General features: G+C 37.3%; 14 protein-coding genes. 5 read left to right on the top strand and 9 right to left on the bottom strand.

All coding sequences use genetic code 11. From position 1 onward, the window contains the following. The first annotated feature begins 52 nt into the window (after positions 1 to 52). Positions 53 to 223 (top strand): 4Fe-4S ferredoxin, encoded by a 171-nt coding sequence (gene fdxA / locus DF185_RS20500; RefSeq protein ID WP_083464674.1) that lies wholly within the window; start codon positions 53 to 55, stop codon positions 221 to 223. 58 nt (positions 224 to 281) lie between these two features. Here the strand turns inward: fdxA and DF185_RS20505 are convergent, their stop codons facing one another. The 3 genes from DF185_RS20505 to gldB are packed head-to-tail and all read right to left on the bottom strand — an operon-like array spanning position 282 to position 2594. Continuing rightward, positions 282 to 830 (bottom strand): 5-formyltetrahydrofolate cyclo-ligase, encoded by a 549-nt coding sequence (locus DF185_RS20505; RefSeq protein WP_110363171.1) that lies wholly within the window; start codon positions 828 to 830, stop codon positions 282 to 284. A gap of 9 nt (positions 831 to 839) precedes the next feature. Continuing rightward, complete coding sequence (locus DF185_RS20510) at positions 840 to 1613, bottom strand: nitrilase-related carbon-nitrogen hydrolase (RefSeq protein ID WP_110363173.1); 774 nt, start codon at positions 1611 to 1613, stop codon at positions 840 to 842. Positions 1614 to 1634: 21 nt separating this feature from the next. Next, complete coding sequence (gene gldB, locus DF185_RS20515) at positions 1635 to 2594, bottom strand: gliding motility lipoprotein GldB (protein ID WP_165836086.1); 960 nt, start codon at positions 2592 to 2594, stop codon at positions 1635 to 1637. Positions 2595 to 2838: 244 nt separating this feature from the next. Between gldB and DF185_RS20520 the strand changes: the two genes are divergently transcribed. Together DF185_RS20520 and DF185_RS20525 are read left to right on the top strand one after the other, a co-directional pair. Continuing rightward, positions 2839 to 4488, top strand: coding sequence for an NAD+ synthase (locus DF185_RS20520; protein WP_110363177.1), 1650 nt, complete (start codon positions 2839 to 2841; stop codon positions 4486 to 4488). A gap of 155 nt (positions 4489 to 4643) precedes the next feature. Continuing rightward, on the top strand, positions 4644 to 5360 hold the full coding sequence (locus DF185_RS20525) for a Crp/Fnr family transcriptional regulator (RefSeq protein ID WP_110363179.1): 717 nt from the start codon (positions 4644 to 4646) through the stop codon (positions 5358 to 5360). 848 nt (positions 5361 to 6208) lie between these two features. Here the strand turns inward: DF185_RS20525 and DF185_RS20535 are convergent. Together DF185_RS20535 and DF185_RS20540 are read right to left on the bottom strand one after the other, a co-directional pair. Then, positions 6209 to 8680, bottom strand: coding sequence for a bifunctional UDP-N-acetylmuramoyl-tripeptide:D-alanyl-D-alanine ligase/alanine racemase (locus DF185_RS20535; RefSeq protein WP_110363183.1), 2472 nt, complete (start codon positions 8678 to 8680; stop codon positions 6209 to 6211). A 6-nt stretch (positions 8681 to 8686) separates the two neighbouring features. Further along, on the bottom strand, positions 8687 to 9277 hold the full coding sequence (locus DF185_RS20540; protein WP_110363185.1) for a thymidine kinase: 591 nt from the start codon (positions 9275 to 9277) through the stop codon (positions 8687 to 8689). 228 nt (positions 9278 to 9505) lie between these two features. On the opposite strand from DF185_RS20540, the gene DF185_RS20545 reads away from it, so the two are divergent. Together DF185_RS20545 and rsmI are read left to right on the top strand one after the other, a co-directional pair. Continuing rightward, positions 9506 to 10198, top strand: coding sequence for a DUF8457 domain-containing protein (locus tag DF185_RS20545; RefSeq protein ID WP_110363187.1), 693 nt, complete (start codon positions 9506 to 9508; stop codon positions 10196 to 10198). Positions 10199 to 10201: 3 nt separating this feature from the next. After that, positions 10202 to 10915, top strand: coding sequence for a 16S rRNA (cytidine(1402)-2'-O)-methyltransferase (gene rsmI / locus DF185_RS20550; RefSeq protein WP_110363189.1), 714 nt, complete (start codon positions 10202 to 10204; stop codon positions 10913 to 10915). 147 nt (positions 10916 to 11062) lie between these two features. On the opposite strand, the gene DF185_RS20555 is transcribed toward rsmI, so the two are convergent. From DF185_RS20555 to DF185_RS20570, 4 genes are all read right to left on the bottom strand, one after another. After that, positions 11063 to 12127, bottom strand: coding sequence for a PorP/SprF family type IX secretion system membrane protein (locus tag DF185_RS20555; protein WP_110363191.1), 1065 nt, complete (start codon positions 12125 to 12127; stop codon positions 11063 to 11065). A 210-nt stretch (positions 12128 to 12337) separates the two neighbouring features. Then, complete coding sequence (locus tag DF185_RS20560; RefSeq protein WP_110363193.1) at positions 12338 to 14914, bottom strand: T9SS type B sorting domain-containing protein; 2577 nt, start codon at positions 14912 to 14914, stop codon at positions 12338 to 12340. A 10-nt stretch (positions 14915 to 14924) separates the two neighbouring features. After that, complete coding sequence (locus DF185_RS20565; RefSeq protein ID WP_110363195.1) at positions 14925 to 15626, bottom strand: hypothetical protein; 702 nt, start codon at positions 15624 to 15626, stop codon at positions 14925 to 14927. A gap of 25 nt (positions 15627 to 15651) precedes the next feature. Next, a complete protein-coding gene (locus tag DF185_RS20570; RefSeq protein WP_110363197.1) occupies positions 15652 to 16380 on the bottom strand; it encodes a hypothetical protein in 729 nt (242 codons plus the stop codon). Between the last annotated feature and the right edge of the window lie 10 nt (positions 16381 to 16390).

Genomic DNA, 16390 nt, shown 5'->3' on the forward strand with positions numbered 1-16390 from the left:
AAAAAATATGATATTACATTTGCATTAGTATTAACACTAAAATTAAAATAAAATGGCTTACGTAATTAACGACGACTGTATTTCATGCGGTTCTTGTGAAGGGGAATGTCCTGTTGAAGCTATCTCTATGGGTGATGAGCGCTATGTAATCGACGCAGATCTTTGTACTGATTGTGGTACTTGTGTTGACGCTTGTCCAGTAGAAGCTATTCACGCTGAATAATCGCAGAATAACCGATATTTAAAAGCCAGTGATCAGATCACTGGCTTTTTTATTGCTATTAATATACGATACAATTCATTTTTATATCATGCTCATCGATTGGGACATGGTCCAAAACTTGAAAATCGAAACAAATTCCAACCTTGAATGCACTTAGCGATTGAAGAAGACGATCGTAATATGCTTTCCCCCTTCCCATTCTATTATTTTCTTTGTCGAAAGCAACACCAGGAATTAGAATCAAATCAATCTCATCTTCATCCATAAATACTGGCCCATCAGGTTCTGGAATTCCATAATTCTCCCCTTCTACCAAATGTTCAACTCCTTTAAACACTTTTAAATCCAGAGTTTGTCCTTTTACACAAGGCAAAATTACCTTCTTCTTGCTGGCCCATTTACAAACAAAATCATGCGAAAACACTTCATCACTCATCGACCAATAAAGCATCACTGTTTTCGCCTCCTTAAACTCAGGTAATTCCTCCAATTTCTCAAGAATAGGAGCCGACATTTCCTTACGCTGTTTTAAAGAGTAATCCTGCTTCATCAGTTTAATCTCTTTTCTGATTTTTCTTTTTTGATCGTCAATGTTTGTTGTGTTCATGTATTTGTGTTATTCGTAAATGTCCGTTCTTCTGTCCTTAAATGCATCATTTAAGGGAGTAATCATTTTATCTTCTGCCTTTTTAGGATCTATTTCAACCATAAGAATTTCTTCCGAAAGCCCTCCTCTTGCCAACACCTCTCCTTTAGTGCCTGTAATAATCGACTGTCCGGTAAAGGTAAGCTCTTTCTCTGTTCCTATTCTGTTTGCAGTAGCAATAAATACTCTATTTACCAATGAGTAAGATGGAATAACCGATTGCGCATATGGCAAAACCAAATTAGAAGGATGAAGAATCAACTCGGCTCCTAGCAATGCCAATTTCCTCCAGGCTTCAGGGAACATCCAATCAAAACATACCAGCATTCCCAATTTTATTCCTTTGTAATCTATTACCAATAAATCTATATTTCCTGGCTCAAAAATATTTTTCTCATTCATGAAAAGGTGCAACTTTCTGTAAACAGATTTTACTCCAGTTTCATCAATTAACACCGAGGAGTTGTATAACTTTTCACCCTCTATTTCAGAAAAACCTGTTGCCACAGAAAATTGATATTCCTTACAGGTATCTTTTAAAAATGTTAGAAAAACACTTTCATTAATTGTCTCGGATAAATTGAAAGCCTGTTCTTTTGAATCAAAATTATACCCCGTATTGGCCAACTCTGGCAAAACAACCAAGTCCGCTTCTTTAGCCTTTTTCAGTAGCGATTTTAACTTTTCAATTGTTTGAAGCAAATCCCCAAACTTAGGTTCGAATTGAATGATTGCAAGTTTCATATCAAATAAGATAAATTCTTTTTATGGCTGATAAGATGAATTACGCAAAATCATTCCATAGTCGTTTTCCTTCATCAAATCGCTTAGAGTATATTCCTTGTTCTTCTCCATAAACTCTTTTACAATTTGCAAACCAACCCAAATTCCCGTTTTCGATGGAGATTCTTGTGGCATACCTGGCGTAAAAGGACCATCGTTAATATACTTTATAATGGTACGATATTCTGTATTAAACAAATGCTTTTGCTCAATAATGTATCCCCAAATCAAATCTTCACTCTCCTTACACCAATCCAATTGTTCTTGAGTATATTTCATTGCATCTGCTTCCGATTTTTCCGGCATTAATTGCATCAGGAAATATCTGATTTTTCCTTGATAGATCATATTACTGATTAGATCATCTGTCTTGGGTGTAAAAGGAAACTCGGTTAATCCATATGCGAGAATAACATCTTGCGAAACACGCTTGGGAATCATATTCTTCCTTGCATACATTGGAGTTGCCAACAAAGAATAAAACTCACAATCCTCCCCTAGGTATTTATCCAAACTGATTCCTATTAAATCTTCGGCTACCACCACCGACTGATTAAATCCTGAAATTTGCGTGTAAACTTCAGGGACATTTCTATCTGGGAAATAGTATTTTAAATATTTAAATGCTTGCTCCAACTCCTTCTCATCTTTCGAAAGGTCCGGAAATACTTCAGCCACTTTTTGCGCTACCTCATTCATGGTTGAATCTTCCAAAAATTTATTCAGGTAATCCATATAGTTGGGATCATCAGGATTACCCAAACCAATTACCTTGTAACTGAACAAGGGAAGAAAATCGGAGTATTCGTTTTTAAACTGAGCAAAATCTTGAGTTTCCTTTAATACAAATAAATCCTTATCGAATCTTTTAATTTTAAGATCTACAGAAATATGTGATACGTTAGGTGTTTTTTTCGAATTACAAGAGAATAAAATTATCATACACATTAATAGTGTTGAAATTCTTTGTAGGTGCTGCATATATTTTATCAGTTTAAGGATTTTGTAAGCAATTTTACATTTATGAAACTCAAAAATAAACAAAGCATAATTCAAAGAAAAAGATTTCTTCAGTTTTGAGGTGTGGATATCTTAATTTACAATGGAATCATTCCCTTTTTATAACTAAATTTGCCATTGCCTCAATCGGGCATCAAAAAGTTTATTCGAGACAATACATATAAGCATGAAAATAGCATTAGCCCAATTAAACTACCATATCGGTAATTTCGAAAGCAATACCGAGAAAATTATCTCTGCAATCGAGAAATCAAAAAAAGAGAATGTTGATTTGGTAGTATTTTCGGAGTTGGCAATCTGCGGATATCCTCCAAAAGATTTATTAGAAAGAAAAGATTTTATTGAAAGAACACAGGATGCTTTGCAAAAAGTAGCTGAAGCTTGTACTGATATTGCGGCAGTAGTGGGTGGTCCTTCAATCAATCCAAATACCAAGGGCAAGAATTTGTACAATTCGGCTTTCTTTATCTCAAACGGAAAAGTAGAAAGCATTCACAATAAAACCTTGTTGCCAAACTACGATATCTTCGATGAATACAGATATTTCGAGCCAAATACAGAATTCTCGTTGGTACAATACAAAGGCCAGAAAATCGCAATTACCGTATGCGAAGATTTGTGGGAAAAACAGCCAACCGATAACAATTTTGCAAAATCGGAGCTTTACACCATTTCTCCTATGGAGGAACTGAACAAGCTGAATCCTGATTTTGTAGTAAACATTGCGGCTTCGCCATTTTCATACAATCAAAAGGATTTAAGAACAAACATCCTAAAGTCGAACACAGAGCGATACAACTTACCTATTATCTATGTGAACCAAATTGGAGCTCACACCGAATTGATTTTCGATGGAGATTCGATGGTTCTGAACTCGAAAGGTGATGTGGCTTGCAGACTTAAATATTTCGAAGAAGATTACCAGGTTGTGGATATGAATAAGATCGAAGACAAAGCTCTTGAAAGTGCTGAAGTCGACTATATCGAAAAAATTCATGATGCTTTGGTGCTTGGCCTGAAAGATTACTTTGGTAAAATGGGCTTTAAACAAGCAACTTTGGGTCTTTCTGGTGGTATCGATTCTGCAGTAACTGTAGTACTTGCAGAAAGAGCATTGGGCAAAGAAAATGTTCGCGTTTTACTAATGCCTTCTGAGTTTTCATCGGACCATTCGATTAAAGATGCGGTTGATTTGGCGGAAAATTTAGGTATTGAATACGAAATTGTAAATATTCAGGAAATTTTCTCAGAATTTCAGAAAGCACTAAAACCTAGCTTTGGCGACTTGCCATTTAATGTTGCCGAAGAGAACATACAAGCCAGAATCCGCGGTACTTTGGTAATGGGCTTATCCAATAAATTTGGCCACATATTATTAAATACATCAAATAAAAGTGAAGCAGCCGTTGGATACGGAACTCTTTATGGTGATATGAACGGAGGATTATCTGTTTTGGGTGATGTGTACAAAACAGATGTGTTCAAAATGGCTTGGTTCATGAATAAAGACAAGGAAATTATTCCGGTAAATACAATTGTGAAACCACCATCAGCAGAATTGCGTCCAGATCAGAAAGATTCTGATTCATTGCCAGATTACGATGTTTTGGACGGTATTTTGTACCGATATATAGAAAAAAATATGTCATCGAAAGAAATAATTGCAGATGGTTTTGAGAAACAAACAGTTGAAAAAGCAATCCGTTTGGTAAACATGAATGAGTACAAGCGTTTTCAAACGCCACCTATATTGCGCGTTTCATCTAAGGCTTTCGGCTTTGGTCGTAAAATTCCATTGGTAGCAAAGCACAGTTAAATGGGTAGAAACACCTATAAAAACGTATGCTGTCGAACATCGTCTAAATAACGATATTTTTCTCTATTCGTTTTCCCATTTAAATTCATTTATATACATTTGAACTGTTTTAAAACATGCAAGTATATATTTTATAACCATATCCGATTATTGTAATGATTGAGAATGAAAGAAAGTCAAGAGAGACGATTTGTGGAGAAGTAATTAATAACCCTAACTCTGTATTCAATGTTCTTGCTCCGTCCGAGAAAGAAGAACTAAAGTCCAATATGACTTGCTCTTTTTTCAAGAAAGGCGAATACATTTACAAAGAAGGTGAAAGACCTATTGGGTTGATTTGTTTATCGGAAGGGAAAGTTAAAATTTTTAAAGAAGGAGTTGGCGGACGTGAACAAATCGTTCGTATGGCTAAGCCAATTGGTTTTATTGGATACCGTGCTTTATTTGCCGAAGAGAACAACATTGCATCGGCAGTTGCTATCGAAGATTCAATTACCTGTACAGTTAGCTACGACTTAATTCTTAAACTACTTCGTTCGAATGCTGAATTGGCATTGAGTATTATTCGTTCGTTGTCAACCGAGCTTGGATTCTCGAACAACAGAACCATTACTCTTACCCAAAAACACATTCGCGGTAGATTGGCTGAATCGTTATTGTTCCTTCGTGATACATACGGATTTGAAGAAGACGAAGCAACCATTAAGGTTTACTTATCGAGAGAAGATATTGCAAACCTATCGAACATGACAACTTCGAATGCAATTCGTACATTATCGACATTTGCCAGCGAAGGCGTTATTGCTATTGACGGAAGAAAAATTAAAATACTAGACAAGGTGCGTCTTGATAGAATCAGTAAATTAGGTTAACTTTTAAAAACAATATTGAGGAGGCGTTGGAAACAGCGCCTCTTTTTTTGTGGAAAAGTTTTTTAGCCTCACCATTTATAGATATCCCACCTAGTTTTATTCCTAATTATTCATATAATATATCGCTCCGACTACATTTTAACATTCCTTACCAACTGGTTATTCACATGAGGTAACTGTTTATGATTTTCCGGTGAAAGGTTATGCCATTCCGCTATCTGTTTGTAATATTCCGATGATCGGTTGTGCACTTCCGCTAGTCGGTTGAAATTTTCCACCGAAAGGTTACAATTTTCCATTGCTCGGTTGAAGTATTCCACTGCTCGGTTGTAATCTTCCACCACTCGGTTGAAGCTTTCCGCCACTCGGTTGAAGCATTCCGCCGCTCGGTTGCAATCTTCCGCTGCTCGGTTGAAGCTTTCCGTTGTAGCTACATAATAAAATATAAAATCACAAGCACATATACATACCACTAAATTTCAACATCTTATCAATAGATTACTTTTAGAAACATTTCTTCTTTAAGCGATCAACGGAAATGAATAACTGGTTGACAAAGAAAGTCAAGCAGAAAGGGATATTATCTAAGGCAATAGCAGAAATTAATTGATTTGCATGGTAAATTATCAATTAATGACGATGATATTGCAGCTGTGTTAGGGATAGAAGCGGAAAGCCCGCAGCGAAGCGAGGACTTGCAGTGGATAGCCCGACCCGAAGGGGAACACCATTAAAATAAATGGTAACACCCTCAAATAAGTTGATTTTGATATTCTCACTCCAAGTGAGATTATCAATGGGATGGTATTTTATTACTGATAATCCCACTTGAGTGGGAATATCAGGAGTTACTCTTGAAGATAAATGCGTTTTACACGGCGCGAAACGGTGGTGAGTATTTCGTAAGGGATGGTATCGAGCTGCTCGGCCATTTGGCTTACCGGGTAATCGTTGCCAAAAATGGTAACCGTGTCGCCTTCCTTGGCCTCCACATCGGTAAGGTTTATCATGCTCATGTCCATGCACACATTGCCAACCACAGGGCAAAGCTTGCCGTTTACCAACACCTTGCCATGGCCGTTGCTTAGCTTGCGGCTGAAACCATCGGCATAACCAATTGGAATAACGCCTATGCGGGTATCTTTTTCGAGCACGCCCTTGCGCCCGTAACCAATGGTATTTTCTTTCGATACGGTTTTAATTTGCGAGATGGTGGTTTTAAGTGTGCTTACATTCATCAGCTTATCCTGATGCACTGCACTTACACCATACAAACCAATGCCCAGGCGCACCATTTCGAATTGCGCATCGGCAAAACGTTCAATTCCCGCCGAGTTTAGCACATGGCGATCGATGGCATAAGAAAAATGCTGGCGTATTGTATCGCTCCATTGCTTGAACAATTGTATTTGATGACGGGTGTAATCGTCGTGTTGCTCCTCATCGGCACCAGCCAAATGCGAAAATATCGATCGGATATAGAAATGATCGTTGCTGCGAATTTGCGCAATTAAATCGTCGAGTTCCGATTGCATAAAACCCATGCGATGCATTCCGGTATCGAGCTTTATGTGTATGGGATAATTTTTAGCCACATTTTTGCGCAAAGCCTGCTGAAATTCGTGCAATATTTTCAGGTTGTAAATTTCGGGTTCCAGATTGTACTCAATCATGGTTTCGAAACTATGTGGCTCGGGATTCATCACAATAATTGGGATGTTGATTCCTGCATTGCGCAGCTCCACTCCCTCGTCGGCAATGGCAACTGCCAGGTAATCGACCCTATGATACTGCAAAAGGTTGGCAATTTCTACCGATCCACTTCCGTAAGAGAATGCCTTTACCATTACGGTAAGTTTGGTTTGCGGTTTAAGCAGCGATCTGAAATAATTCAGGTTGTGCACCATGGCATTTAAATCGACCTCGAGAACGGTTCTGTGTGCCTTAAATTGTAAGGCTTTCGATATTCGCTCGAAGTGAAAATCCCTGGCTCCTTTTATCAGGATAACCTCATCGTGAAACTTGCTTCGATTAAATTGCGACAGAAACAAATCGGTATCCTGATAGAATACTGCATTATCGTCAAACAAATCGGCCTGCATGGATATGCGCTCGCCAATTCCAATGATGCGATCGATTTTTTGCTTGGCAGCCAATTTTGCCACCGCTCGGTACAATCGCTTATCGGTGTATCCCGATTGGTAAATATCCGATAGGATGATGCATTTTTTCTTATCGATTTGCTGTCGGTTCATTAAATCAATAGCAATCTCTAGCGATCCCAAATCGGAATTGTAATAGTCGTTGATTAAAGTGCAATTGCCAAAACCCTCTTTAATTTCCAATCGCATGGCAACTGGCTCGAGCTTTAGCATTTCCTGTTTCAAATCCAATGCGTCAATGCCCAGCACCAATGCGGTAACATAGGTAGTAATGGCATTATCGACAGAGGCACGATCGGTAAAAGGAATTACAAATTCACTGGTATTTTTTCCAATCTGAATGGTAATATGAGTTCGATTGCCTATCCTTTTCTCCTTTAAAATTCGGCAAAAGGCATGCTTATATCTGGCCCAGGTGTATTGCTCCTGATTTGGCTCAAGGTTTACCACAAAAGAATTCACCACCAATGCATCATCGGAACAGTACACCACCTTTTTGCAAGATGCAAACAGCTTTAACTTTTCGGATAACAAATGCTCTTTGTTCTCAAAGTTTTCACGATGTGCTTCGCCAAGGTGGGTAAAAACACCAATACTTGGTTGAATGATATCGGCCAATTGCTGCATTTCTTCGGGCTGTGAAATTCCCGCTTCGAAAATTCCCAAATTCGCATTGGTATTCAAATTCCAAACCGATAATGGCACTCCAACCTGTGAGTTGTAGCTTTTAGGGCTACGAACTACTCGGTAGGTATTCTGCAAAACCTGATTCAACCACTCCTTCACAATGGTTTTTCCATTGCTTCCGGTTATCCCGATAACAGGAAAATTAAAATGTTCGCGATGTCTGGCTGTAAGTGTCTGAAGTGCTTTTAATGTATCCTCTACACAAACAAAAGAAGCATCTGTATATTGTTTTAGGCTAATATCATCCTTACTGATAACAAAAGCCCGAACGCCTTTCTGATATAGGTCTGAGATGTATTTGTGACCGTCGTGGCGATCGCCCACAATGGCAAAAAACACAGTTTCCTCAGGCAAGTATAAAGATCTGCTGTCAATTGATATGGATTGAATTTCATAATCGGCATTGCCAATTATTTTCCCATCAACAATCTGGGCTATCAATCCTATGGAATACAATTGTTCAGATCTCATTTAATACTATTTTGTTTCGGTATGATTAATGGCTTTGGTGTAGCACTCGCGACAAAGTGGTTCGTACTCGTCCTTTTCTCCCAATAAAACCAGTTTTTCAGCTTCTGATAATCTGTGAGAGTAATTGGCCAAATTTCCACAACGCATACATATTGCGTGCACTTTGGTTACATATTCAGCACGAGCCATTAAGCTTGGGATTGGACCAAATGGTTTTCCTTTAAAATCCATATCCAAGCCAGCTACAATCACTCTTACCCCCTGGTTTGCCAATTCGTTGCAAACATCCGATAATCCTTCATCGAAGAATTGGGCTTCATCAATACCAACAACATCAACATTGCTGGCCAATAGTAAAATATTAGCAGAGGTTTCTACCGGAGTTGATCGAATAGAGTTTGAGTTGTGCGATACCACCTCATCTTCGGAATAACGAACATCGATATGAGGTTTGAAAATTTCTACGTTCTGTTGCGCAATCTTAGCACGATTCAAGCGACGGATTAATTCTTCTGTTTTACCAGAAAACATCGACCCTACAATCACCTCAATCCATCCCTGTCGACCAGCTCTGTTTATATCATTTTCAAGAAACATCAATTATAGTTTAGGTAGTTTTGTGCCACTTATCATTGAAATCCAATTGCTTTTGGAAAGTATTCAATGTGTAAATGACATTGTAATGTGATTATTTAAAAATTCAAATGGTTGTTTCATCGATATACAAAAATAGGAAAAGAATCTTAGCAGAGAGAAAACAATCAAATCAAAAAAATCTCGTTTCTTTGTATAGATTTAATTTAAATCAATAATAAGCTCATTAACATGGATCATAAATTACTACTTCAGCTGCTCCAAAATAAAACAGAGGAAATTCAAAACCTATTGAATCATTTCAAGAACAATCCTGATGATCTGAATAAAGGTTTGAATCTTTTAGCGGATCGAATTGAAAGTCTTTCAAAAGAATTTGAATTCATGAAGGATGGTTTTTCCAAGGTAAATTCTTCAACTCCAAAAGAGGTAAAAGTTGAATTGCCAAGTGCTGAAAGTAGCGAATCCAAAGTGATTCAACATGAAGAAAAAAAGGAAGCCGTTAACGAGCTAATCAATGTAACTGTTGAGGTAAAAGCTGAACCTGAAACTACACCAGAAATTTCTACAGAACAAAAAGTGGAAACTGTAGTAACAGTCTCAGAAAATTCAAAGGAAGAAAAAACTGAAACCGACGAAATATTAAATGACCAACTGCAAAAAAAATCAACAGAAGTAATTGGTGAAAAATTAATCAACGATAAGCTCAGCGATATCCAAACTGCTATTGGTATTAACGATCGTTTTTTATTTATTCGCGAGCTGTTTGAAAACAATACGGAAGCATACAATTCCAGTATCAAATTCATTAACGAAACAAGTAATTTTAGTGTTCTTGAAGAACACTTTAAGAACAACACCAATTGGGATTTCGAAAATCCTACGGTAATTCAGTTTATGGAACTTACTAAAAGAAAATTCTAAGAAATGTCAAAATTATACCTTATTCCTACTCCAATCGGTAATTTGGAGGATATGACCATACGATCTATTAATACCTTAAAAAGTGTCGATTTAATTTTGGCAGAAGATACCAGAACCTCTGGTTTTCTTTTAAAACACTACGAAATTAGTAAGCCTCTTTTGTCTCATCATAAATTTAACGAACACAAAACTTCCGAGAATATTGCCAACAGAATTTTAGCTGGCGAATCGGTTGCCCTGATATCGGATGCTGGTACTCCTGCAATTTCAGATCCTGGTTATTTCCTGGTTAAACATTGTGTTGAGCAAGGAATTGAGGTGGAATGTTTGCCTGGTGCAACAGCTTTTGTTCCTGCTTTGGTAAACTCTGGATTGCCTAACGACAGGTTTTGCTTCGAAGGTTTTCTTCCTCAAAAGAAGGGACGACAGAGTAAGCTAAATGAATTGGCAGAAGAAAGCAGAACCATGATTTTTTATGAGTCTCCTCACAGGTTGGTAAAAACCTTACAGCAATTTGCTGAAGTATTTGGCGAAGAAAGAAAAGCTTCTGTTTCGAGAGAGTTGACCAAGTTGCACGAAGAAAATGCAAGAGGTACACTTACCGAATTGATCGCACATTTTAGTTCTAAAACCGTTAAGGGTGAAATTGTAATTGTTGTAGAAGGCAAAACGGTAGTAAAGAAAAAGAAAGAATACATTAAGAAAGACAGGGTATAGTCAATTAACAATGATCAATTAAAAATTAATAATATCCTTTTAGTTCAAGCATTTAAGCTATCAAGTTAAAAAATGACAATCATTTTAATTGGGATTTACAATTTTATCCCAATTATTCATTGATCATTATTAATTGCCAATTGCTTTTTAGTCTTCGTGAGAAAACTTCGGACATGAAATAGCCTTATCGCCTAGTTTCTTCACTTTCTGGCGACGTTTAAGCTTGCGAATTTCTCTAGGGTTTGAGTAATTGTAATTGAAGGTTAAAGACACCTCTAAACCTCCTCTACTGGATGATGCTACCTGTAAGTCTGAAACGTTGATATCATAGGTTAGCATGATTTTTAATCGCTTTCTCTCATAACCAAATGCAGGAATTATATCCTGGGTAAATCGATACCACAATCCATAGTGGAAGATGTTGCCCCTGTTTCCAAACAAAGTCATGAAGTTGGCACCAGCAATCCACTCATTGGCATTTTTCTCGGTAGTATACATGATTTCAGGCTTGAAATACATTCTTGGACTAATCCTACTTTCGGCACCTGCGTGCAGTGCAAATCGTCTTTTAAGGTTATTGGTACTATAGTTGATATCCTGACTTTCGTATCGATAAAATGATTCTTTTGGTTCATTGATATGATTTACAGAAGTTCCCAAGAAATACTTGGTTTTTCCTCTGAAATAAGTCATCTGCATTCCCAAAGAAAAATCCATATAGAATAATGATTGAGAAATAAAATCCTCTCCAGTTTCTCCTCCTTCCAATTGCTCACCAAATGTCAGCTTACTAAGATCAACCGATTTGTTAATCATTTCAACTCCAATACCTCCATGTAAAAAGAGTGTATTCCCTGCATTCAAACTCTTGTTAAGAGAAGATGCAAACATTACCTGGGTAGTTTTTAATCCCCCATCACCGGCTTTGTCATTAAAAATCATACCACCAACTCCAATCCAAGATGAACTTAGCAATTGGGTTGATAATTTACCATCTACAAAAACCGACTGAGAAACAAAAGGAATGGTAACACTATTCCACTGATTACGATAATTTATTCCTCCTCGAAGGTTATAATCGGAATTACCTGTAAGTGCTGGGTTTAACAATAATGGGATAGAATAGAATTGAGAAGAGTGTACACGCTGAGCAGAGAGTTTAAAAACTCCCGAAATTATAATCAACAAGAAAATAAGAATACTCTTCCTCATAAACACTCACTTGGGTTTGCCATTTATTCCTAATAGTCATTATAATATTGGCATAAAACCCCAAAACAAAAAATATGAAAATGGGTAATATTTCCTTATTACCCAGACTTTATCTATATCAAGCTTGACAAAATATTTCTTTATTTTGGCGCTCTAAATATAACTAATCAATTTTAAATACTATCATCATTAAAATTCGATTGGTCAAATCTATCTTAATATCGTAATGTTACCTGAATTCTGCATTTGACTTCCATCTTTAAAGGTAACTTTCAAGAAATACACATAAGCATCCATATCCACATTTTGTCCTTTATAGGTACCATCCCATCCTGCACCTGTTCCACGATGCATATGAACAGATTGGAATACTGTATGACCAAGTCGGTTTACGATCAATAAACTCATGCTTTGCACCTCTTCCACATCACCTGCAAGTTCTAGCCTGTCATTCTTACCATCACCATTAGGTGAAAATGCTGTTGGTAAATAAACATTGAATTGACTTCCATTAGTCGATACATTAATTGTATCTCTACCAATACAACCAAACTCATTAGTTACCTCTACACGATACTCTCCAGCTTGACTCACTTTAATGACTTGATCAATTTCACTTGGCTTAATTTCAACTCCTGAATTAACATACCACATGTATGATACAAAATCATCACCAGCATCTAAATCAACCACCTGACCATTTGTCAATACTATATCATCACCAAGATCTACTTCTGGAGTTGGGTTGAAAGTAACCTCAACACAATCTTCCTCAGTATTTCCATTCTGATCGGTCACATAAACACAATATTTACTGCTCTTTTCAACATATATTCCTTCCTCAGTTGATTCCGAAGGAGTCCAACGATAAGTTGCAGTAAAGTCTGCATTATTGGTCTTTATTTCAGGTGTCAAGTAGATTCTCTCTCCCAGACAAACATTATCAATATCAGCACCTAAATCAACTGCAAATTTACCTTCTCGTTTGGTAACACTTATTTCATCTGTTCCAACACAACCTTGAGCACTTGTTACACGAACAGAATATACATTTTCATCGCTTACGGTAATGATTTGCGTAGTTTCACCGTTTGGCAACCACTCATATGATCCACCAATACCACCATCTCCAGCATCAAGCGTTGCACTTTCATCATCAAACAGAACGATATCATCGCCCAAATCAACAATTGGTAATGCATGAACAGTAATCGTAACTTGATCTGTTTGTTCATTTCCTGCATCATCGCGAACTGTTACCGTATAAAGTCCAGATTCGGTAACTGTTAATGTTGAAGTTATCGCACCATTTGACCATAAATAGGTATAGTTCTGAGATATCGATGGATTAGGATCCAAAACAATTTCTTCTCCCACACAGATATCCTGATCATCACCTAATTCAATTGCAAACACATCATTCACACTTGTAATAACAATCTCATCTGAAGCCGAACAGCCATTAGCATTTGTAACGGTTACACCATAGGTATTACTTGTGTTTACCTGAATGGTTTGACTCGTTTCCCCTGTAGACCATAAGTAATCGGCACCAGCATTTCCTGCATCAAGCGTTAAGACCTCAGCATCGGCCAATTGATAATCTGCACCCAAATCAACAGTTGGAGCTTTCCAAACGGTTACATTAACAAATGCCGACGATTGCTTTCCTGTTTTTGTATCGGTTACTGTAACAGAATAAGTACCTGTTTCATTCACCTCCAATGTATTATTAACCGATCCATCGGACCATAAATAAGTGTAAGTTCCGTCAAAATCGATTTCTGGTGTTATCACCCTGCTTTCACCCTCACAGAAACTTAAATCTGCTCCTAATCCAACTGAGAAGGATTCAACAACTGTAACATTCGCATAAACGGTATCACCAGCACAATCAAATGCACTTCTTTCTATCAGTTTCACCTGATAATCTCCTGGAGTTACTGCCCATTGAACATCGAAACTCAATTGACTATGGAAGTTGTCGCTTAAACGACTTGTACTTTCATTAAGCACTGTTGCTCCAGCTGGAACAAAAATCTCATATTTTTCACTCTTCTCGATGGTTGCAGTATACGCCTGAATGGTTCCAGACTGAATTACTGGTTCGTAATCACCAAATGCAGTATTTGGCAAGGCCATTACATCAACCTCCAATGTTTGATTCGCCAAATCTTCCTCAACTGGTATTCCGCTCAAAGTTTTTGCTTCAACAAGCAATATTTCTGCCCTGTGCGTTTTACCGGTTGTATTCGGTATCTCCAAATCAAACGTAAATGAATTGGTATAAATTTCATCTGCCCCTTCTGGCAATTCTGCCGGAGCTCTATCAATAGAATACTTAAATGTCCAAGGTTTAGGTCCGGTATAATTAACCGTTACGCTAAGCTTACCATTTGTATCCCCACCATTGTTCATAGCACAAACATATGGCACCTCAAGATCTTCGAATACTGCTGTAGGAGATGCATCGTCTACCACAACAAGCATGGTTAACGCTTCCCCGAAACAGTGTGTTCCCAAATCTTCAGGATAAACTTTTACTTCATAAGTTCCCGGATTATTAAACTGATAATCTCCCGACTCAAATGTATTTGATGCCAAGTAAGCAACAGATCCATTCGATGTATTGGTTATCGACCAATGATACTTGTATGAAGCATTTTCATCAACCTTAAAATTAAGCTTTGTTCCTTTTACCACATACTGCTGCGCCACAGCCGCTAATCCTCCCATGAGGATCAGCAGTGCGGTAAGCAGTGTTTTATGTAGTAAGGTTTTGAACATTTATTCTATATTAAAATTTTATACCACCTGTAATTCTTGGTTTTGGCAATACTGTAATTGTTCTTGTTTTATCAGCATCATCAGCAGGTAAACCAACTGAAGCACCATCCTTAGTTTTAGCACTAACAATTACAACTTTGTAAACAGCATCTGTAGTACCATCGTTGATAAATTCATTTGGCACATCTAATTGATCTATTGCACTCAAACCTTTTACTTCCACATCAAGTCCAACTTGTGTACCAGTTGGATCCAGAACTCTATAAATCAAATCATATGGAGCTAAACCTCCAGAAAACTCAACCGCAAATGAACTATTTCCTCCACTAGCTCCACCGCCAAAAACATTTCCATCTAAATCAGAACAGGTTTGTGCATCGTCGGCTGCTGCAAATAATACTGAAGCTTGACCTAATACTTCTACAGAAATGGTTTCAGTTTCCGAAATACAGTTCGTTGCATCCGTAGCAAAAACAGTAATATTATATGTTCCCTTAACTTGATTCCAATCAACAGTTATAGAGTTTCCTGTAACTGCACTTACATCAGTATTGGTACCAGCAGCGTCTACAGTCCAAGTGTACTTATATCCCGCTACAGGATCAACTGTATAAGTATGGCTAGTACCCAAGGTAACTTGTTGGTCAGCCTGTGCACTAGCAAAGTGCACAAGACCAAATGTTAAAACGAATAATAGATATAATTTTTTCATATTATTATAGTTTATTGATATATCACTATAAAATTGTAATAGTTGGTTTCGCTGGAATTGGGTGAACTGTAATAACTAACTTATCAGCATCGGCATCCGGAGTAAAGATTACACCATTCGCATCTTTGATTTGTACAATTGTTACTGTTACACTAGTAAATGCAGGAGTGACTGGATTTACAACATCCATACCAGGAATTGTAAACTTATTATCAGTTCCAATAGTTGCAGTATAATCGTTCGTTCCAACTTTATATTGAACTTCCATACCATAATATGAAGTTGCAGGTGCAGTGCCACCAAGTGTTACATCAAGAGTAATTTCCATTCCTGAAGCAATATTTGCATCATCAGCACAATAAACATTTTCTGTTCCCGCATTAAATGCCACAACATAATCATTATTCGCAACATCAACCTTAATCACAAAGTCATTGGTACACAGGGTTGTTTTATGCTCTGCTGTAACTCTCACATAGAAAGTACCAGCAGTTTTCCATGTTATATTCTTACTATAACCTACGGCAGGAGTAACATCAATTAACGCATAATCATCAGTATCTGCATCTGCTCCTAAATTATCTAATACTTCCCAAGTCCAATTATGATTTGGATCTTCAGGCACAGTATAGGTGAAATTACCACCGACAACCACAGGATCTTGCTCTGCATCATGAGTAACCTGAGCATTAACAGTTCCACATATTCCAATGCTAAAAATTGCAAACAATAAAAGCTTTTGTAACTTTTTCATATCAAATTAG

It is taken from the genome of Marinifilum breve, from assembly GCF_003202155.1.
Classification (GTDB): domain Bacteria; phylum Bacteroidota; class Bacteroidia; order Bacteroidales; family Marinifilaceae; genus Marinifilum; species Marinifilum breve.